Source organism: Bradyrhizobium sp. 139, assembly GCF_023074175.1.
Lineage (GTDB): Bacteria > Pseudomonadota > Alphaproteobacteria > Rhizobiales > Xanthobacteraceae > Bradyrhizobium.
Genome location: NZ_JADPKS010000176.1, coordinates 1 through 20,330, shown reverse-complemented (window position 1 = coordinate 20,330; position 20,330 = coordinate 1). Strand labels below are relative to the sequence as shown.

15 protein-coding genes are annotated in these 20,330 nt (G+C 63.8%); 6 read left to right on the top strand and 9 right to left on the bottom strand.

Features of this window, described 5'->3' with window-relative positions; all coding sequences use genetic code 11:
• Positions 1-21: 21 nt before the first annotated feature.
• Genes IVA80_RS37755 through IVA80_RS37745 form a run of 3 tightly spaced genes read left to right on the top strand, consistent with a single transcriptional unit; the run spans position 22 to position 3,397 of the window.
• Complete coding sequence (locus tag IVA80_RS37755; RefSeq protein ID WP_247440192.1) at positions 22-1,533, top strand: ABC transporter substrate-binding protein; 1,512 nt, start codon at positions 22-24, stop codon at positions 1,531-1,533.
• A gap of 31 nt (positions 1,534-1,564) precedes the next feature.
• On the top strand, positions 1,565-2,506 hold the full coding sequence (locus tag IVA80_RS37750) for an ABC transporter permease (RefSeq protein WP_247440191.1): 942 nt from the start codon (positions 1,565-1,567) through the stop codon (positions 2,504-2,506).
• Between the two features lie 3 nt (positions 2,507-2,509).
• The gene (locus tag IVA80_RS37745; protein WP_247440190.1) at positions 2,510-3,397 is read left to right on the top strand and encodes an ABC transporter permease; all 888 of its coding nucleotides are present in this window, start codon (positions 2,510-2,512) and stop codon (positions 3,395-3,397) included.
• A gap of 117 nt (positions 3,398-3,514) precedes the next feature.
• Here IVA80_RS37745 and IVA80_RS37740 read toward each other — a convergent pair whose 3' ends face one another.
• The 9 genes from IVA80_RS37740 to IVA80_RS37700 all read right to left on the bottom strand — a co-directional run bounded on the left by IVA80_RS37740 (position 3,515) and on the right by IVA80_RS37700 (position 14,918).
• Complete coding sequence (locus tag IVA80_RS37740; protein WP_247440189.1) at positions 3,515-4,261, bottom strand: hypothetical protein; 747 nt, start codon at positions 4,259-4,261, stop codon at positions 3,515-3,517.
• A gap of 9 nt (positions 4,262-4,270) precedes the next feature.
• The gene (locus IVA80_RS37735) at positions 4,271-5,521 is read right to left on the bottom strand and encodes an adenylate/guanylate cyclase domain-containing protein (RefSeq protein WP_247440188.1); all 1,251 of its coding nucleotides are present in this window, start codon (positions 5,519-5,521) and stop codon (positions 4,271-4,273) included.
• The gene (locus IVA80_RS37730) at positions 5,518-5,907 is read right to left on the bottom strand and encodes a response regulator (protein ID WP_247440187.1); all 390 of its coding nucleotides are present in this window, start codon (positions 5,905-5,907) and stop codon (positions 5,518-5,520) included. The genes IVA80_RS37735 and IVA80_RS37730 overlap by 4 nt, the downstream gene beginning before the upstream one ends.
• Positions 5,904-8,486 carry a cache domain-containing protein gene (locus IVA80_RS37725; protein ID WP_247440186.1) on the bottom strand — a complete coding sequence of 861 codons (2,583 nt, stop codon included), beginning with the start codon at positions 8,484-8,486 and terminating at the stop codon, positions 5,904-5,906. Before IVA80_RS37725 ends, IVA80_RS37730 begins: the two co-directional genes overlap by 4 nt.
• Before the next feature lie 150 nt (positions 8,487-8,636).
• The gene (locus IVA80_RS37720) at positions 8,637-11,732 is read right to left on the bottom strand and encodes a MexW/MexI family multidrug efflux RND transporter permease subunit (RefSeq protein WP_247440185.1); all 3,096 of its coding nucleotides are present in this window, start codon (positions 11,730-11,732) and stop codon (positions 8,637-8,639) included.
• A gap of 70 nt (positions 11,733-11,802) precedes the next feature.
• Positions 11,803-12,996, bottom strand: a complete 1,194-nt coding sequence (locus IVA80_RS37715) for an efflux RND transporter periplasmic adaptor subunit (protein WP_247440184.1) — start codon at positions 12,994-12,996, stop codon at positions 11,803-11,805.
• Position 12,997: 1 nt separating this feature from the next.
• Positions 12,998-13,699, bottom strand: coding sequence for a TetR/AcrR family transcriptional regulator (locus tag IVA80_RS37710; protein ID WP_247440183.1), 702 nt, complete (start codon positions 13,697-13,699; stop codon positions 12,998-13,000).
• 89 nt (positions 13,700-13,788) lie between these two features.
• Positions 13,789-14,379 carry a thiamine pyrophosphate-dependent enzyme gene (locus tag IVA80_RS37705; protein ID WP_247440182.1) on the bottom strand — a complete coding sequence of 197 codons (591 nt, stop codon included), beginning with the start codon at positions 14,377-14,379 and terminating at the stop codon, positions 13,789-13,791.
• Positions 14,376-14,918 (bottom strand): phosphonopyruvate decarboxylase, encoded by a 543-nt coding sequence (locus IVA80_RS37700; RefSeq protein WP_247440181.1) that lies wholly within the window; start codon positions 14,916-14,918, stop codon positions 14,376-14,378. The genes IVA80_RS37705 and IVA80_RS37700 overlap by 4 nt, the downstream gene beginning before the upstream one ends.
• A 107-nt stretch (positions 14,919-15,025) precedes the next feature.
• Here IVA80_RS37700 and IVA80_RS37695 point away from each other — a divergent pair, with 107 nt between their 5' ends.
• The 3 genes from IVA80_RS37695 to IVA80_RS37685 all read left to right on the top strand — a co-directional run bounded on the left by IVA80_RS37695 (position 15,026) and on the right by IVA80_RS37685 (position 19,790).
• Positions 15,026-16,258: a cytochrome P450 gene (locus IVA80_RS37695; protein ID WP_247440180.1), complete on the top strand. Its 1,233-nt coding sequence runs from the start codon at positions 15,026-15,028 to the stop codon at positions 16,256-16,258.
• Between the two features lie 229 nt (positions 16,259-16,487).
• A complete protein-coding gene (rocD, locus tag IVA80_RS37690; RefSeq protein ID WP_247440179.1) occupies positions 16,488-17,702 on the top strand; it encodes an ornithine--oxo-acid transaminase in 1,215 nt (404 codons plus the stop codon).
• Between the two features lie 315 nt (positions 17,703-18,017).
• On the top strand, positions 18,018-19,790 hold the full coding sequence (locus IVA80_RS37685; protein ID WP_247440178.1) for a Spy/CpxP family protein refolding chaperone: 1,773 nt from the start codon (positions 18,018-18,020) through the stop codon (positions 19,788-19,790).
• Positions 19,791-20,330 lie beyond the last annotated feature (540 nt).

Sequence of the window (20,330 nt, the reverse complement as noted above, 5' to 3'; positions counted from 1 at the left end):
GCAAAACAGAGGTTGAAAGCGATGAGTCCTATGCGTTTGGCAATCCTGGCGTCGGCATTGCTGACGTCGCTCGCGGGCGGCGCCCAAGCCCAGACCACCCTTCGCATCGGCATCGCCGAAGATCCCGACATCCTCGACCCCAGCATCGGCCGCACCTATGTCGGTCGCATCGTGTTCTCCGCTTTCTGCGACAAGCTGTTCGACATCGACGAGAAGCTCAACATCGTGCCGCAGCTCGCGCTGTCGCACGAAACTTCGGCTGACGGCAAGGAGATGACGATCAAGCTCCGGCCCAACGTCAAATTCCATGACGGCGAGCCACTGGATGCAGAAGCCGCAAAATTCTCGATCGAGCGTCACATGACGCTGCCGACCTCGTTCCGGAAGTCGGAGCTTGCCAGCGTCGACCATGTCGAGGTGGTCGATCCCCTGACCATCAAGCTGGTGCTCAAGACTCCCTACTCGCCACTGATCGCCCAGCTGACCGACCGCTCCGGCATGATGGTCTCGCCCAAGGCGGCGAAGGAGGCCGGTGACAAGTTCGGCCTACATCCGGTCTGCGCCGGTCCGTACAAGCTCGTCGAGCGCGTGCAGCAGGACCGCATGGTCTTCGAGAAATTCGCCGACTACTGGAACAAGGACAACATCCACATCGACCGTGTCGTGTTCCTGCCGATCGTCGATGCGACGGTGCGGCTCGCCAATCTGAAGTCCGGCGGGCTCGATTTGATCGAGCGCGTGCTCGCCACCGACATCAAGGACGTACGCGCTGACTCCCGGCTTGTGTTGTCAACCGCGCCTGAGCTCGGCTATCTCGGCCTGACCGTCAATATCGGCAACGACAAGGCCAAGGGGCCGCTGAGCCAATCGGCGAAAGTCCGCCAAGCGCTCGACCTTTCCATCGATCGCGAAGCCCTCAACCAGGTCGTTTTCAACGGCGAATTCACGCCCGGCAATCAATGGGTCAGCCCGACGCATCCCTATTACCAGAAGGCGTTCCCGGTTCGGGCGCGCGACGTCGCGAAGGCGAAGGCGCTGTTGAAGGAAGCGGGCGTCACCTCGCCGGTAACCGTCGACTACATGATCCCCAAGGGCGCGGAGAACGAAGCCGTGGCTCAGGTCATCCAGTCGATGGCCGCGGAAGCCGGCTTCGACATCAAGATCCGTGCGGTCGAATTTGCAACGACCTTCAAGCAGGCCCAAGCCGGCGAATTCCAGGTCTTCCAGATCAACTGGAGTGGCCGCATCGATCCCGACGGCAACTCCTACATCTTCATGCGCAGCAAGGCACCGCAGAACGATGGCGGATACGCCAACCCGGAAGCCGACAAGCTGATGGAAGACGGTCGGCTGACAGCCAACGTCGATGAGCGCAAGGCGATTTACGAAAAGCTGGCCAAGATCCTGCTCACCGACCTGCCGATCATCTACATCTATCACCGCACGCTCCTGATTGCGCATACGACCAAGCTCCAAGGCTACAGGCAGATGCCCGACGGGCTGGTTCGTGTGGTCGGACTGAAGTTCAAGTGAGCATGGTATTGCCTGAGACGCGGCCAGAACGATGCTGAACTTCCTCGCCCGCCGCATTGTGCAGATCGTGCCGACACTGTTCTTCGTGTCGGTGCTGATCTTCTCGCTGCAGCAATTGCTGCCGGGCGATCCGGCGCTTGTGATGGCCGGCGAGGAGCGCGATCCCGCCGTGATCGAGCAGATCCGCCAGCAATACCGGCTCGATCAGCCGATCCCCGTGCAGTACGTCTATTGGCTCAAGGGCGTCCTGACCGGCAATTTCGGGGAATCGCTGCGCAACAAGATGCCGGTGCGCGAGCTGATCGCGCAGAAGCTGCCGGTGACGCTCCAGCTCGGCTCGATGGCAATGTTGATCGCGCTCCTGATTGGCATTCCCGCCGGTATCGTCTCGGCGGTGAAGAAGGGCACGGTGTGGGACTACAGCGCCAATTTGTTCGCGCTATGGGGCATCTCGACCCCGAATTTCTGGCTCGGCATCATGCTGATCTTCCTGTTCTCGATCGAGCTCGGCTGGCTGCCGGCCTCCGGCTACGTGCCGCTGACTGAGAACTGGCGCGCGAGCCTGGCTGCCACCATCATGCCGGCCTTCGTGCTCGGCAATGCGATTTCCGCGGTTCTGATGCGGCACACCCGCAGCGCGATGCTTCAGGTGCTGGAGAGCGATTATGTTCGCACCGCGCGCGCGAAGGGCCTCTCCGAGCGCTCGGTGATCCTCAAACACGCCATGCGCAACGCGCTGACGCCGATCATCACGCTTGGCGCACTCGAGCTCGGCACGCTGTTGTCGGGCGCGGTGCTCACCGAACAGATCTTCTCCATTCCGGGCTTCGGCAAGCTGATCGTCGACGCCGTGTTCAACCGCGACTACGCGGTCGTGCAGGGCGTGGTGCTGGTGACGGCGACGGTCTACATCACGCTGAACCTTGTTGCCGACGTCGCCTATATTCTCGTCAATCCGCGGCTGCGGGGCTAGGCGATGACCGAGGCCGCGCTGCCATCCAGTCCCGCCACGCAAGGCTACGAGCTCGACAGCCCGGCGCGACGCGCGCGCCGGCGGCTGTTCAAGCGCAAGGCCGCGGTGTTCGGGCTTGTCGTGATCACGATGTTCATCGCTCTTGCAGTCCTTGCTCCGCTCGTCGTGCCCTACGATCCCATCGCGACGAGCTGGAGCCTGGTGCGCAAGTCCCCCACGGCGGCGCACTGGTTCGGTACCGACGAGCTCGGCCGCGACATCCTCAGCCGCGTCGTTTACGGTGCACGAGCCTCGCTGCTCGCAGGTCTCATCTCGGTTGCGATCGCGCTCGGCGTCGGCGTGCCGCTCGGCCTGCTCGCCGGCTATCGCGGCGGCTTTGTCGATGCGCTGATCAGCCGGATCACCGACGCCATGCTGGCCTGTCCGTTTTTGATCCTGGCGATCGCGCTGGCGGCGTTCCTCGGTCCCAGCCTCGGCAACGCCATGATCGCGATCGGCATCTCGGCAACGCCGATCTTCGTTCGGCTAACACGTGGGCAGGTGCTGAGCGTCAGGGCCGAAGACTATGTCGAAGCGGCGCGGGCGCTCGGCAATCCGCCGTGGCGGATCGCGTTCTCGCATATCCTGCCGAACATCCTGCCCGCGCTGCTGGTGCAGGCCACACTGTCGATCGCAGCTGCCATCATCGCCGAAGCGGCGCTGTCCTTCCTTGGCCTCGGCCAGCAGCCGCCGGCGCCGTCATGGGGCAGCATGCTCAATGCGGCACAACGCTTCCTGACCCAGGCGCCGTGGATGGCGATCTGGCCGGGATTTGCGATCTTCCTCGTGGTGCTGTCCCTGAACCTGCTCGGCGACGGCCTGCGTGACGCGCTCGACCCGCGCCAGCGTTAGCTGTTCCTCATGGTGAGAGCGCGCTCTTCGCGCGCGTCTCGAACCATGAAGGCCGGACTGTCACCCGTGGCCATCCTTCGAGACGCCCGCCCTTGGCGGCCCCTCAGGATGAGGACCTCAAATGACGGTCTCTCGCATCACGCGGCGGCAATCCATCTCGTATTCGAGATCGACCACAGGCGGGCGGGCAAAATGCCAAGTCAGGCCTGAGCGCAGCGCGCCGCGACGGACCAGTTCGTCGACCAGCGCGTGGTGAAAATCATGCACGGAATAAGCCTGCACGCCAGTCGTGTCCTTCCAGCCGAAGCCGAAGGCCGTCATGCGGCTCTCCATCTGCGACGTAGTCGTAAAGCGCACCTTCTCGCGCAGCCCTTCCGGACTGAGGTCGCGGTAACGCACCGTGCGCTCGACATAGGTCCCGCTGCCCTCGCGCGCCTCGGCGCCACCGGCAATCACGAAGCTTGGTGCCTGCGACGTTGTCGGACGCGTGAAGGAGAAGGCATAGAACGATGGCTCGGATGGCGGATCGATCTCGGGACAGACATTGCTGCGCGCCACCGGATTGGCGGTGCCATCGAAGATGCCCCATTCGGACAGCGTCTTCACATAATGCAGGTTGAACGCGCGAAAGCCGTCTTCGCTGAACGCCGCTGGTGAGCGCAGCTCGCAGGCACAGAACGCGGTCAGCGGCCGCCCCGCCTCCTGGATGAACTTCGCCGCCAACGCAAACCCTTCCGCAAGCGGCACCAAGCGACCGAAACGGACGCGCTCGATCTCATAACCGTCATCCGCCGCCGCACCGGCCGAATACTGGAACACAGAGGGAATGAAACGGTAATTGCCAGCAGAGAATTCGCGCGTCATGTCGGACTCCTATTCCAGTTGCATGCGAATGCCCTTGGCGCCGTTGAGGAGGCGCTTCAGGTGAAAGCCGGCCAAGGAATCGTCGGCGTGCATCCCGACCAGCGCGGCAAACGCCGGCATGGCGGCGACGTCGCCGGCCGCCATCTTGGCAAACGCCTCGGAATATTGCGCCGTCGTTGGCGCTTCGAATTTTTCCAGCGGCAACGGTTCGAACGCACGCAGCGGTTCGCTGCGTCCGCGCAGCATCAGATCACCCACGGGACGGCCTTGAAAATGCTCCGCCGCCTTGGCGACGCTGGCACTGACGCAAATGCGTGTTCCCAGATGTTTGTTGGCGGCCTCCAGCCGCGCCGCGATGTTGATGGTGTCGCCGTAGGCGGTGTAGTCGAAGAAGCGGTTGCCTCCGAAATTGCCGACCAACGCTGGCCCGGCATGGACCCCGATGCGGGTGGCCCCGAAACTGACGCCCCTCGCCTTCCACCGCGCGCAAAAATCCTGCGCCCAGGCGTCGAGATCGTGCGCGCAGGCCACCGCGCGTGTCGCATAGTCCGGCTGGTCGCCGGGTGCGTTGAAGAGCACCTGGATCGCATCGCCGATGATCTTGGCGACCGTCCCCTCATGCGCAAAAACGATCTCGGTCATGCCGCCCACATATTCGTTGAGGAGTTCGCCCAGCGTCTCGGGCGCTGCGCTCTCGACCAGCGACGTGAAGCCGGTGATATCAGTGAAGATGGTGGCGACATCGCGCCATTGCACCTCCATGTCGTCCCCCTCGACATTCGCCGCCAGACGCCTGGCGATCTCCGGCGAGAAGAAACGCGACAGCGAAGCGTGGGCGCGTTCGGCTTCCATCTGCCGCCGCCGCACCTCGCGCAGCATGTCGATATGGCGAATGGTCTTCTGGATCGTGGCTTCCAGATCGGCGAAATCAATGGGCTTGGTGAGGAAGTCGAACGCACCGCGATTCATGGCAGTGCGGATGTTGCTCATGTCGCCATAGGCCGAGACGATGATGGTCGACTTCTTCTCCTCCGCCTCCTGGAGCTTCGCCAGCAGCGACAGCCCATCCATGCGCGGCATGTTGATGTCGGAGACCACCATGTCGACATGCGGGTTCTGCTCGAGGGACTCGAGCGCCTCGACGCCGTCGCGCGCGAACATGATAGCGACGAGCCCGTCGCGGATCTGCCTGCGGAACTTTTGCAGGATCAGCGCCTCGAGGTCCGGCTCGTCATCAACGAAGAGGATGGTCGAGGTCATGCGGCTTGCTCGAGCCTGGCGTCGATCTCCTGCCGCAGCAGTGCAAAATCGATCGGCTTGGTGAGGAGCCCGACGGCGCCGCGCTCGATCGCCTTCCGGCGCGTCTCGGCGTCGCCATAGGCCGTGATCATAATGACGGGAACGTCCGGATGCGCGGCGCGCACCTTCGGCAGCATGTCGAGCCCGCTCATGCCGGGCATGTTGATATCTGACAGGATCAGGATCAGCGAGGGGTCGCGAACCTCGGCAGCGCGCTTGAGCGCATCAGGCGCAGAGGACGCAAATTCCATCTGGAAGCGTCCCGCGCGCAGCTCCCGCCGGAACTGCTGCCGGAAAAGCGCCTCGACGTCGGGCTCGTCATCGACGACCAGGATGTAAACGTTCAAGTCTTGTCTCCAGTAGTGTCGCCTGCCGCCATCGTGCGCGGCAGGGTGATGATGAATTCCGTGAATACACCGGGCTCGGTGTTCACGTCGATCGCGCCGCTATGCTGTTTCACGACGATGTCATGGCTCATGGACAGGCCGAGCCCGGTGCCCTCGCCGGCCGGCTTGGTCGTGAAGAAAGGATTGAACATCTTCTCCTTCACCTCGGGCGGAATCCCGGTGCCGTTGTCGCGGATCCGGATTTCGACCCTGCTGCCGAGATCTCTGGTCGTTGCGCGCAAGATCGGCTCGAAACCTTCCCCGGCGCTCTCCTTGCGCTTGGTCGCGGCGTAGAAGCCGTTCGAGATCAGGTTCAGGAAGACACGCGCGATCTCCTGCGGATAGATGTCGAGCATGCCGGCGGCCGGATCCAAATCGCGATCGAGCGTGACGTTGAAGCCGGGCCTTTCGGCGCGCGCGCCGTGATAAGCCAAGTTGAGGCTCTCCTCGACGACCGCATTGATGTCGGAAGCGCGGTGCTCGCCGGAGCCTTCGCGGGAATGCAGCAGCATGTTCTTGACGATGGAATCGGCGCGTTTGCCGTGCTGCACGACCTTCTCGAGATTGCCCTTGAGCATGCCGGTCAATTCGCCGACCTCTTCTCTCGTTTTGCCGGTAAGATCGGCCGATTGCAGGAGCCCGTTCAACTCGTCGATCAGTTCCGTCGATACCGAGGAGAAATTGTTGACGAAGTTGAGCGGGTTCTTGATTTCGTGCGCGATCCCGGCGGTGAGCTGGCCGAGCGACGCCAGCTTCTCGGTCTGGATCAGGCGGCCCTGGGCGGTGCGCAATTCGTCGAGCGACTGCGAGAGCTCTCTGGTGCGCTCCTGGACTTCATCAAACAGCCGGACATTCTCGATCGCGATCAGGGCCTGGTCGGCAAATGTCGTCGCAAGCTCGATCTGCAACGCGCTGAACGGCCGCACCATGTGGCGCGTCAACACGAATACGCCAATCGGCACACCGTCGCGCAATAGCGGCACGCCAAGCATGGTCCGCACGTTGGAAGGCCTTCGAGCCGCAGAGGACGCAAATTCCGGATCCGCCTGCACGTCGGGGACGTGGATCGTCTTGGCTTCCAGCAGGGTACGTCCGACCACGCTTCCTCTCTCAGGCACAGTCGTGAATGTCGCGAGGTGGTTCTTCTGCACGTCGCCTAGTCCATGGCTTGCCGCCAGGCGATAGCCGTCGTCCATCGGACGAAAAATCGTCCCCTCGTCTGCGTCGCATAAGCGAGCCGCCGATTCGACGAGGGTGTCCAGTACGGTTTGCAGGTCAAACGCCGAACGGCTAATGACTTTCAACACCTCTGCTGTTGCGGTCTGCTGTTGAAGGGATTCGCTCAATTCCGCGGTGCGCTGCTCGACCTTGTTCTCCAGGTCAGCATAGGATTCCTGCAAGCGCGCGCCCATATCGTTGAACTGGTCGGCGAGCCCTTCGAGCTCGTCGCCAGTCCTGATCGAGATGCGCTGGGAGAAGTCGCCGCCACCGATCCGTTCGGCGCCGCTGCGCAACGCCTGGATCGGACCGACCATGCGGCGCGCCAGAAAAACCCCCGCAAGCACCGCAAAGATCGACGCGGCAAGCAGCACGATCGCGAGCCGCTGCAGCGACGCGTAGAGCGAGGCGTAGGCTTCCTCGACCGGCAATTCCACGAACATGGTCCAGCCGAGCGGTGGGATAGGGGCGGACGCCGTCAGAACCTTCTGTCCCTGGATATTGGTCGCCTCCTGCAGCGCGTCCGGCATGGTGCCGCCGCCCGTCTGCGCGGCCCTCACCTGCGCGAGCCTGGACATGTCGGTGTTGCGCAAGACGAGGCTAATGTCGGGATGCGCAATCAAGCGGCCCTCCGGGCCGACCACGTAGGCGTGTCCGTGCTCGCCGACCTTGATCTGGGAGACGACGTCCCAGATCAACTTCAGATTGACCTCCGCGATGCTGACACCGGCATCCTTGCGCGCGCCGGCGAGCGCCAGCGTCATGTAGGGTTCGGATTCCCGGCGAAAGTAGACCGGCCCGTAATAGACCTTGTGCGCGACAGCCTCGGTGAATTTTGGATCGCCGGACAGGTCGATGCCGCTGTCGATCGCATCCATGGCGAGCCGCGAGACGCGCAACCGCTCCTTGCCGGTCGAATCCACCTGGGCAAGCTCGGTGATCCCGGGCACCTGACGCAGCAGCCGCAGCGCGTCGAACCGGTGCTGCTCGACCGAGCTTGCCGACCACGGCAATTGCGTGGTCCAGCCGAGCTGGCTCTCGATCTCTTTGACGAACTGGCCGATCTTGGCCGCGGCCGCCTCTGCCTGCTCATGCTGCACCCGGATCAGCGAGGCCTTGTGCTCGCGATAATAGAAGAAGACCTCGAACAGCCCGTTGGCCAGCAGCGCGATGGCGACGACGGCCACGAACAGCGCGACATATTTGGTGAACAGCCGGATCCTGATCCCGCGCCCCGCCGCCTCGCCGGGCACAACGCCCGCCGGGGCCGCGCTCGGCAGCGTCCTGGCTTGCGGGGTGTCGGGGTGGAGGGAGATGCTCATCCCGGCGAATCTAGCAAGAAGGCCGGAACTTGTCTCTCGCCAACGCAGAAAGGGCTTGCCATAAGCCTAACGGCAGCCGCAGGCTGCGGACAGACAAAAAGGGCGACAACGGATTGCCCGCTGCCGCCCTCCGATTCGCTTACGTGTGGCTCAGGTCGGCCGCAGCGCCTTCGAGCCAAGGTCGAGTTCGTTGACTTCCTTGTTCCGCTCGGAATCGGCCGCCGCGCGGTGGTCGGTCGCCAGCACGACATAGACCGCGGGCAGCACGAACAGCGTGAACAGCGTGCCGATCGACATGCCGGCGACGACCACAAGGCCGATCGAGAAGCGGCTGGCCGCGCCGGCGCCGGTCGCGGTCAGGAGCGGTATCAGGCCGGTGACCATCGCGGCCGTGGTCATCAGGATCGGCCGCAGACGGATGCGGGCCGACATTTCGATCGCCGAGCGGCGGTCGAGCCGCTCGTTAATCTGGAGCTCGTTAGCGAACTCCACCATCAGGATGCCGTGCTTGGTGATGAGGCCGACCAAGGTGAGCAAACCGACCTGGGTGTAGATGTTCATGGTCGCCATGCCGAAGAACAGCGGGATCAGCGCGCCGACGATCGCCATCGGCACCGAGATCATGATCACCAGAGGATCGCGAAGACTCTCGAACTGCGCCGCCAGCACCAGGAAGATGATGATCAACGCGAAACCGAAGGTGACCGCGAGCTGATTGCCTTCTTGCACGTACTGCCGGCTGTCAGCGAGATAGTCGTGGCTGAAACCCGCAGGCAGCTTCTTGGCTTCGCCTTCGAGGAAGTCGACCGCCGCACCGACGGTCACGCCAGGCATCGGCACGGCGGAGAAGGTCGCCGAGTTCAGCTGATTGTAGTGGGTCAGTGAATTCGGTTCGGTCTTGGTCTCGATCGACACCACCGTGGAGAGCGGAAGCTGCTGGCCGGTGTTGGTGGTCACATAGTAACCGCCCAGCGATTCCGGCGAGAGCCGCTGGCCGCGCGGCACCTGCGGAATCACTTGATAGGAACGGCCCTCCAGATTGAAGCGGTTGACGTAGTTGCCGCCGAGTAGAACCGCGAGCGTGCTGCCGAGGTTCTGCATGTTGACGCCGAGATCCTGCGCCTTGGTGCGGTTGATCGTCACCTTCACGTTGGGCTGGTTGTAGGCGAGGTCGCTGTCGGAGACGATGAACATGCCGCTCTTGCGGGCAGCGTCCTTCAGCTTCTCCATCTGCTCATAGACCGTCTGGAATCCTGCGGTGGAGTTGATCACCATCTGCACCGGCAGGCCGCCCGGTCCACCCGGCAGCGGCGGCAGGTTGAAGGCGAAGGCCTGCACACCCTCGATCTTGGACAGCTCGGCCTGCACCAGCGGCTTCAGCTGGATCGACGAGCGCTTGCGCTCTTCCCAGGACTTGAGCAGCATGCCGGCGATGCCGCCCTGCGGGCCGTTGATGCCGTTCAGCACGAAGCGCAGATCGGTCTCAGGGAACTTCTGGAATTTCTCGTCGAGCTTCTCGCCGTAGAAATCGACATAGTCGATATTGGCGTATTTCGGCGCTTTGGTCACCGCGAACACGATGCCCTGATCTTCCTCAGGCGCCAGCTCCTTGGACGTATGCATGTAGAGGAAGCCGACGAGCCCGAGGATCGTCACCGCGAACAGGCCGGTGATGGCCTTGTAGTCGAGCGAGCGGTCGAGCCTGCGGCCATACCAGCGCGTGAGCGCGCCAAACACCTTGTTGACCAGTTTTGCGAACCGGCCCTCTTCGGTGTTCTTCAGCAGCACCGAGCACATCATCGGCGACAGCGTCAGCGCGATGACGCCGGACACGATCACCGAACCCGCAAGCGTGAAGGCGAACTCACGGAACAGCGAGCCGGTGAGACCGCCGAGGAAGCCGATCGGCGCGTACACCGCGGCGAGCGTGATCGTCATCGACACGACGGGACCGACGATCTCGCGCGCGCCCTGTAGCGCCGCTTGTACAGGTGTCTTCCCCTCCTCCAGATGGCGATGGATGTTCTCCACCACAACGATGGCGTCGTCGACCACGAGGCCGATCGCAAGCACCATCGCGAGCAGGGTCAAGAGGTTGAAGCTGAAGCCCAGGGCCAGCATCAAGGTGCAGACGCCGATCATCGACAAGGGAATCGTGACGACAGGAATGATGACCGAGCGGAACGAAGCCAGGAACAGGAAGATGACCACGATCACGATGATCACGGCTTCGCCCAGCGTCTTCTCGACCTCGTCGATCGAGGACTGGATGAACTTGGTCGAGTCGTAGGCGACCTTCATCTTCATCGACGGCGGCAGATTGCGTTCGAGCTCGGGGAACAGCGCGCGCACGCCTTTGACCAACGTGAGCGGGTTGCCCTGCGGGGTTGCCTGCACGCCGATGAAGATCGCGTGCTCGCCGTTGAAGGCGACGCTCGCGTCCGTGCTTTGAGCCGCAAGCTCGACGGTGGCGATGTCCTCCATCCGCACGAAGCCGCCGTCCTTAGCCTTGACGATCATCTTCTTGAACTGGTTGACGTCGGTCAGGCCCGTATTCGTCGACACGTTCGAGACGATGAGATAACCCTTGGTCTGACCCGCCGCCGACTGGAAGTTGTTGGCGGCGATCGCGGCGGCGACGTCGGCCGGCGACACGTTGCGGCCAGCCATCTTCATGGGATCGAGCCATAACCGCATGGCAAAGGTCTGGCCGCCCAAAATATCGGCCGAGGCCACGCCGTCAACAGTCGACAGCACCGGCTGAACCACGCGCGTCAGATAGTCGGAGATCGCCGAGCCCGAGAGCTCCTCGGACGAGAAGCCGAGATACATCACGGCCGTGGTCTGGCCCGTGGTTTTGGTAACGATCGGGTCGTTGGATTCCTTCGGGATCAGGTATTTGACCGAGTTCGTCTTGGCCAGCACTTCGGTCAGCGCCTGGTTCGGATCGAAGTTCAGCTTGATGTAGACCTGGATCGTCGAGGTGCCGAGCACCGAGGACGAGGTGATGTAGTCGACACCCTCGGCGGAGGCGACCGCCTGTTCGATCGGCGTGGTGATGAAGCCCTGGATCAGGTCGGCGGAGGCGCCGGGATAGACGGTCGTGATGTTGATGACCGTGTTCGACAGCTTCGGATACTGCCGGATCGGCAGAACCATCGCCGCGCGCAGGCCGATCAGCAGAATCAGCAGACTGACGACGACCGACAGGACCGGGCGCTTGATGAAAATATCGGTAAAGGCCATCGCGGCGATCTCGATTTCTTTGTCTCAAGAAAAGTGATCCGGCCGGGCCGGATCACTCGCGTGTGGGGAATCAGTAGCGCGGTGGCTGCGCCGGGATCTGCGGAGCCGGGTCGGTCGAAATCGACACCGCCGCGCCCGATTGCAGCTTGAGCTGGCCGACGGCGACGACCTTGTCGCCCGGCTTCACGCCCTTGATGATTTCAACGCGACCCTCGACCCGGCTGCCGGTCTGCACGAAGGTGCGCACCGCGGAGAGGCTGGTCTTGCCGTCCTCTTCCTTCTTCTCGGTGATCACGAACACGGAGTCGCCGTACAGCGTGTAGTCGACCGCCGTCTCCGGCACGGTGATCACCGCTGGCTTGTCCGGCAGCACCACCGTGGTGGTCACGAACATGCCGGGCTTCAGGATCTTCTCCGGATTGGAGACGGTCGCCTGCACGCGGATGTTGCGGGTGTCGCTCGATATCTGCGGCTCGATCGTGGTGATCTTGGCGTCGAAGCTGCGGCCCGGATAGGCGTCGACCTTTAGCCGAACCGATTGGCCGACCTTAAGGTTGCCCGAGTCCTTTTCCGTCACGGTGAAGTTGGCCCACAGCTCCGACAGGTCGGTCAGCGAGACGATCGCGGTGCCGGCTGTCAGATACTGGCCGACCTCGACCTTGCGGACGCCGAGATCGCCGGAGAACGGTGCGCGCACCAGCTTCTGCGAGATCAGCGCCTCCGTCTTGGCGATTCCGGCCAGTGCCTGGTCGTACGCAGCCTGCGCCTGATCGACGGTCGCCTGCGGACCGAACTGGCGCGACGCCAGCTGCTTGGCGCGGTCGAGCGACAACTGCGCGACGGTCGCCTGTGCCTTGAAGCTCGCGAGATCGCCCTGCTCCGCCGCGTCGAACAATTGCACCAGCGGCGTGCCGGCCTCGATATGCGCGCCCGGCTCGAACTTGATCTCGGTGACACGGCCGTTGACGTCGGCGCTGACGTCGACCTGGTGCACGGCGGAGAGCCCGCCTACGGCGGTGAGCAGGTTCGGCACCACCTCGGACTTCGCTTCGGCCGCGCTGACCGCCGTCGGCGGCGGCTTGTTGCTGGCGAAGAACTGCTTGATCATCTGGCCGCGGAAATAATTGAACCAGACAAGGCCACCCACGAGCACGCCGAGCAGCGTGCCGACGATGATGAACCACAGCACCGGCCGAACCGGTCGTTTGGGAGCCTTGTTGTCGATCGGTTCGCCCGAAATCTTGTGTTCGGTCACGATGTTCATGTCATGCACTTTCTGCAATCGCCGTCTTGCCCGCACAAGCGGCCTGATCGCGGCCCAAATGCGAAGCAATTGCGGCGTCGTTAAGTCCGATACCCCTCAGGAGAAACTCACAAAGCTGCCGCTCCAGATCGTTGGCCTTGCCGTAAGCGAGACAGGGCGTGGCCGGCAGCCTGGTCAGCGCAGCGGTCATCACCGTGTGATGCGCAAACCAGAACAGGTTGAGCGGATCGCCGCTGAATGGCCGCGCGTCCCCGGCGGCAACCGCTCGCTCGAGCGAGGCGAGGAACACCGCCCCGATCAGCTTCGCGATCTTGGCATATAGCAAACGCGCGAACTCGCCATCATCCAAATGGCTCGTGGCCATCAGTCGCAGCCGCTGCGCCTCTTCCTGATCGGGACCGTCGGCGATGTGAAGGAAATGCTCGACCATGCCGCGGATCACTTCGACCAGGGTGGCCGTCGAAGGCTCCCGCTCGAGCAGCTCGGTGAGCGCCGGATCCGCCTCGCATTCGTCGCTGAGGATCTCCGCGTACAGTGCCGCCTTGGACGGGAAATGCTTGAACAGCAGCGCCTCGGAAATGGCAGCCGCGGCCGCCACGCTCTTCGTCGTGGTGCCGGTATAACCGTGTCGGGCAAAGCAGCGCTTTGCGGCGCCGAGGATCAATTGACGCCTCAGGTCGCTCGTCATTCGCAGTGAACTCATGCTAGTGAGTAAGCACTCACCCACGCAAAAGTCAAGCTAAATGGTGCAATGCAACCTGCAGGAAAATATCTCAAAAGTATCTGTGGGTTCTAAATCGGCTGAAACCCGAGGTCGCCGCGGATCCGGTTGACGATGTAAGTCCCGTCGCGGATCGGCAGAATTCGCTCCAGATTGGCGCTGTCGATCTTCACATTGGCAAATCGCGGCCCCGCCGAAACGTCGTGGACGGCTTTGGCGAAAGCTTCGACCTCGGCCATCGTCGTGACAGCCCGGCTATCCCCGATGCCGCAGGCCCTGGCAACGCCGACGAGGTCGGCGGCCGCCGAGGTGTGGCTGGTCTGGCCGCCGGTCTCGCCATAGGCCTCGTTGTCGAGCACCACGATTGAGAGGTTGGGCGGCTTCTGAAGGCCGATGGTGGCAAGGCTGCCCATGCCCATCAGCATCTCGCCGTCGCCGGTGATGACCAGCACCGGCAGTTTTGGTTGCGCCAGCGCCAGGCCAAGCCCGATCATCGCCGCGCCGCCCATGCCGCCCCAGAGGTAAAAGTTGCGCGCGTGGTCGCCGGCGGCACAGATGTCGTTGGTGGAGGCCCCGAGACCGCCGATCGCAACCACGTCCTTGCGGTTCGCAAGCAGGGTGGAGACAACCTTGCGGCGGTCGAGGAGATTGGCCTTGCTCATTTGGCGAAAACCTTGGCGCCGATCAGGCGCTGCGACAGCAGGACGGCGGTGGGCGTGAGCGCGTTGTAGGCTTGCGCTGCGGCCGCCTCCAGCACGGTCGGCACCTCGGCCGCATTGGACGCGCGCAGCACCTGGACGCCCGAGAGCTCGAACACGCCCTGCGTGGTCGATCCCATCGGCACCTGCCATGGATTGAACTCGCCCCATTCGCCGCGCATGGTCACCAGCGTCAAGAATGGAAAGCGCAGGATCGGGATCAGCGACAGCATGTTGATGCAATTACCGATCCCGCTCGATTGCATCAGCAGCACACCGCGCTGCCCGCCGGTCCAGGCGCCGGCAAGGAGCGCTACGCCCTCCTCCTCCGTCGTCAGCGGAATGCCGCGCATGGTGGATGAATCCAACACGCGGTTGATCAGCTTCGAATGACCGGCATCCGGCACGTAAGGCACCTGCCGGACGTCGAAGCGTTGCAATGTCGCGAAAATCTCGTCGGGCCAATTCGAGGCCGTGTCGGCAGCGTCAGCGCGGGCGTGCATTTTCCTGTCCGGTCGGCTAGCAAATCACGGCACGACTGTAGACGGTGATCCCAGCGGCTCGAAAGAGCGAATACGACATATCGGTCTCAACCGGCGAGTATGGCGGCATGAACGCAGATGCGAAAGAACTGGCGGCCAATTTCGATCTGGAGCAGCTGACGCCCCAATTCTACGACAACCCCTACCCGACTTATCGTGCACTGCGGGAGAACGAACCGGTCAAGCGCCTGCCAAACGGCACCGTGTTCCTGACCCGCTATGACGACCTCGTCACCACCTACAAGAACACGAAGTCGTTCAGCTCGGACAAGAAGCGCGAGTTCGCGCCGAAATACGGCGACACCCCGCTCTACGAGCACCACACCACGAGCCTCGTCTTCAACGACCCGCCCGCCCACACCCGCGTGCGCCGCCTGATCATGGGCGCGCTGTCGCCGCGCGCGATCGCGGGGATGGAGCCTGATATCATCAGGCTGGTCGACGGCCTGCTCGACACCATCGCCGCCAAGGGCAGCTGCGAGCTGATCGAGGATTTTGCCGCGTCGATTCCCATCGAGGTCATCGGCAATCTGCTCGACGTTCCTCATGACGAACGCGAGCCGCTGCGCGACTGGTCGTTGGCGATCTTGGGTGCCCTCGAACCCGTGGTGTCGCCCGAAGTGGCTGCGCGCGGCAACATCGCGGTGAAGGACTTCCTCGCCTATCTCTCGACCCTGGTCGCACGCCGGCGCAAGACGCCCGGCAATCCCGAGCGCGACGTGCTGACGCGCCTGATCCAAGGAGAAGGCAACGGCGAGGAGAACGGCGAACGGCTGACCGAGAAGGAGCTGCTGCACAATTGCATCTTCCTGCTCAATGCCGGTCACGAGACCACCACCAATCTGATCGGCAATGGCCTGGTGGCGCTGGACCGGAATCCGGATCAGAAGCAGCGGCTGATCGACAATCCGGACCTGATCAAGACCGCCGTGGAGGAGATGCTGCGTTACGAAAGCTCGAACCAGCTCGGCAACCGTATGACCACCGAGCGCGTCGAGCTCGGCGGCGTCACGCTCGATGCCGGCACCTCGATCACGCTGTGCATCGGTGCGGCGAACCGCGATCCGGCGCAGTTTCCGACCCCTGAAAGCTTCGACATCGAGCGCACGCCGAACCGGCATCTCGCCTTCGCCACCGGCGCGCATCAATGCGCCGGCATGGCGCTGGCGCGGCTGGAAGGCGCCATCGCAGTCTCGCGCTTCCTGGCGCGCTTCCCGAGCTATGCCGTGAACGGCAAGCCGGTACGCGGCGGACGGGTGCGCTTCCGCGGCTTTTTGAGCGTGCCCTGCGCGATCGGATGAGGCCTCGAAACAAAAATGTCGAAAACAACCCCATGCACAGTAGAGGGTGGGTCGGCGAACGATGACCTGTGGTTCCGCAGAACCACCTGACATTTCGGGCAAATCAGGCCGTACCGCGCCATCGGGGCGCATGAAGGCTTCCAAGGAGGCAGGCTGATACCCAGATCAATTTCAGCGCGGCCGGTGCAGCCGGTTGACGCCGGCGTGCGTAGCACTGGAGAGACGAAAGATGAGCTCGTCGGTCATTGATTTTCTCGCAGCGGAAGCACGCTTTGGCGCCCATAATTACGAGCCGGTCGGGGTGGTTCTGTCGCGCGGTGAAGGTGTCTGGGTCTGGGATACCGAAGGCAACCGTTATCTCGATTGCCTCTCCGCCTATTCGGCGGTCAGCCAGGGCCACTGCCACCCCAAGATCCTGGCGGCAATGGTGGAACAGGCGCACAGGCTGACGCTCACCTCGCGCGCCTTCCACAACGACCAGCTCGCCCCCTTCTACGAAGAGATCGCGGCGCTGACAGGCTCCCACAAGGTGCTGCCGATGAACAGCGGCGCCGAGGCGGTCGAAAGCGCGATCAAGTCGGTGCGCAAATGGGGCTATGAGGTGAAAGGCGTGCCGGACGGCAAGGCCGAAATCGTCGTCTGCGCCAACAATTTCCACGGACGCACGCTGGGCGTCGTCGGCTTTTCAACCGATCCTGAGACCCGCACACACTTCGGGCCGTTCGCGCCGGGCTTCAAGATCATCCCGTTCGGCGACGCCGCGGCGCTGGAGGACGCGATCGCGCCGAATACCGTCGCCTTCCTGGTCGAGCCGATCCAGGGCGAAGCCGGCGTCATCATTCCTCCCGCCGGCTATTTCACCAAGGTGCGGGAGCTATGCACGGCCAACAACGTCATGCTGGTGCTCGACGAGATCCAGACCGGGCTTGGACGCACCGGCAAGCTGCTCGCCGAACAGCACGAGGGTATAGAGGCGGACGTGACGCTGCTCGGCAAGGCCTTGTCCGGCGGCTTCTATCCGGTGTCGGCCGTGCTCTCGAACAACGAGGTGCTCGGGACATTGAGACCCGGGCAGCATGGCTCGACCTTCGGCGGCAATCCGCTTGCCTGCGCGGTGGCGCGCGCGGCGATGCGCGTGCTGGTCGAGGAAGGCATGATCGAGAACGCCGCCCGGCAGGGCGCGCGCTTTCTCGAAGGCTTGAAAGACATCCGCGCCAACACCATCCGCGAGGTGCGCGGGCGCGGCTTGATGCTGGCGGTCGAGCTGCATCCTGAGGCCGGCCGCGCACGCCGCTACTGCGAGGCGCTCCAGGGCAAGGGCATTCTCGCCAAGGATACTCACGAGCACACGATCCGCATCGCCCCGCCGCTGGTGATCACCAGCGACCAGGTCGAGTGGGCGCTGGAGCGGTTCGCCACCACCCTGACGCAGGATCTCTCTTGAGGTGCCTGCGTCGGAAGATCGCAATGCCGGCCGGGGCCAACAACGAACGATTCCGCCACCTGTGCGTTGCAAGTTGTGGGCAGTTACTGGCTGGGAGCTTCAATCATGCTTCCGCGTGGCGTGTGCCTGACGGCTTTCTTGGTCGGTGTCTCGATGCTGGCGGCGAGCGTCGGCGCATTCGCCCAGGGACCCCAGGGACACGGAAGGGGTGGACTACCGGGGCCAGCGCCGGCAGCTCGGCCAGCAGCACCACCTGCCATGGCGCGTCCGGCCGCGCCGGCATTCCATCCACCTTCCATGCCGCAGCGTCCGGCCATGGCACCGCATCCGGCGCCGCACATCGCCTCGCCGCCGCGTCCGGCCCCCCACTTCGCTGCACCGCCACCGCGGGCCGCCCCGCACGTGGCCGCGCCGCGGCCTGACTTTCATCGGGCGCCGGCGGCGCCGCAACGTCCGGCCATGGCGCCGCGGCCGACGCCGCATATCGCCGCCCCCTCGCGCCCAAGCGCACCGCCGGCCGTGAGCGAGCGGCCGGAACGGCCGCGCGAGATGCTTTCGCGCCAATCCACGGAACGCCAAGGCCGCATCGACCGCTTGCAGCAGCGCGTGCAGCAATTGCAGTCGCAAAAGCCAGAAGGCGCAAGGGCGCAACACGAGCAGCAGCGGGCGCTGCAGTCGCAGAGCCGCATGCTTGAGCGCGAGCAACGTGTCCAACAGCGCGAGCAGCACGTCGAGCAGCGCCAGCAGATGCTGCAGCAGCGGCAACGCGAGATGCTGTCGCGCCAGACCGCGGACCGCCAGACCCGTATCGATCGCCTGCAGCAGCGCGTGCAGCAATTGCAATCGCAAAAGCTGGAAGGCGCGCGGGCGCAACGCGAGCAGCAACGGATGCTCCAGACGCAAAACCGCTTGCTTGGCCGTGAGCAACGTGCGCAGCAAAGCGACCTGGCACGCCAGCAGCGGCTTGGATTACAGGCTCCGGCCGGGCGCACCCCAGCTACTGCGGCTGCCCTGCAGGCCGCCGCGCGCGGACGGTTTGCCGCGCGCTTCCGCGAGCAGGCTACTGCGCAAACCCAAGCGGCCCTCGTCGCCCGCCAGAGCGGCTGGGCTCCCCGGCAGGCCTGGCGACACCGCCATCCCGCGGTGTTCGTGGCGTGGCGTGGCCCGGTGTTCTGGCCGTACGCCTATTCCGACATTTTTGACTACACGTTCTGGCCCTATGCCTACGAGCCCGGCTATTGGGCCTACGCCTATGACGACTTCGTCGACACCGTGTTCTGGGGCGGTGACAGCCCCTATTCCGCCTATGCCAGCACCAACCCGTCTGACTATCCGCAAGCCGGCGGCGGCTACCGCGCGCGCCAGCGCGCCAGCGTGAGCTCGCAAACGCTCCAGCAATTGTGCGGCACTCCGGACAAAGGCGTCACGGCGTGGCCGCTCGCCGATATCGCGCGGGCGGTGCGGCCGACACCGGAGCAGCGCGCACTGCTCGACGAGTTGAAGGCTGCGGCGGCAAGGGCCGCAGATGTCTTCAAGGACTCCTGCGCGGAGACCTATGCGTTGACGCCGCCCGGCCGCTTGCGGGCAATGATGAACCGCGTCAGTGCGACCTTGGAAGCGGTCAAGATCGTGCGACCGGCACTGGAGAATCTCTACAACTCGCTCAATGACGAGCAGCAGGCCCGCTTCAACGCGCTCGGCCCCAATGTCGGCGAACGATCGCCGCAGCAGCAGCAGCAAGCCAGTGCCCAGGAAGCCCGTGCCGACGGCTGCGGCGATCCGAAGTCCGGCCTGACCCAGCTGCCGATTCAAAGACTCGAGGCCGTGCTCCACCCCGCGGGCAAGCAGAAGGAATCGCTCGACCGCCTGAGCGAAGCGACGGCAAAGGGCGTTGAGAGCCTACAGGCGGCCTGTCCGAATGATGTGCCGCTGACGCCGGTTGGACGGCTGGAGGCGATGCAGCACCGGCTCGAGGCCATGCTGACAGCCGCCAAGCTGGTCGAACCCGCCCTGGACGAGTTCTATGCCACGCTGAGCAGCGAGCAGAAGGCGCGCTTCAACACGCTGCAACAGGTCGCAAGCCCGTGAGGGCGGCGTCGCATTCTCTCGTTGCAATTGCGCAGCGGCCGAACGAACTGGGTGACGTAATCGCCTGCCTCAAAGCTCGACAGAACATGCCCGTGGTCGCGGCGCCCTTGAGAAGTGTGGTCGTACGGAATGCAAACGACAGCCTCGCTCCGTCCTCACGCGGCGGAAATCGTCTCCCGTCGAGCGTCGTTCGCGTTTGGGATCGCTTGAGGCCGCTCTACCTCATTTGAGCTAATGGCGCTGCATCGTTGGAAGTAAGAAGGCAGCTCAAGATCGGCCAAGTGATCCCAGTATTCTGCTTCTGCGAGCAGCTTCCATTTGTTCATGCTGTTGTACGCGGCCTGTTGCCGGCAGCGGCCCTTCCTGGATGTTGGTTAGCTTGCGATCAGAACGGGCCGGACAAACTTTTCGCCGGCCCGCCCGGGCGGCGAGCACGTAACGGTCCGGTGAGGGCCGCGGGATAACCGCGTTGGCGCGGTGGCCCGATCAGGCCGCGGACTGAACAGGGGTTTTCTTCCAGTCCCAAGGCAGCAGCTCGTT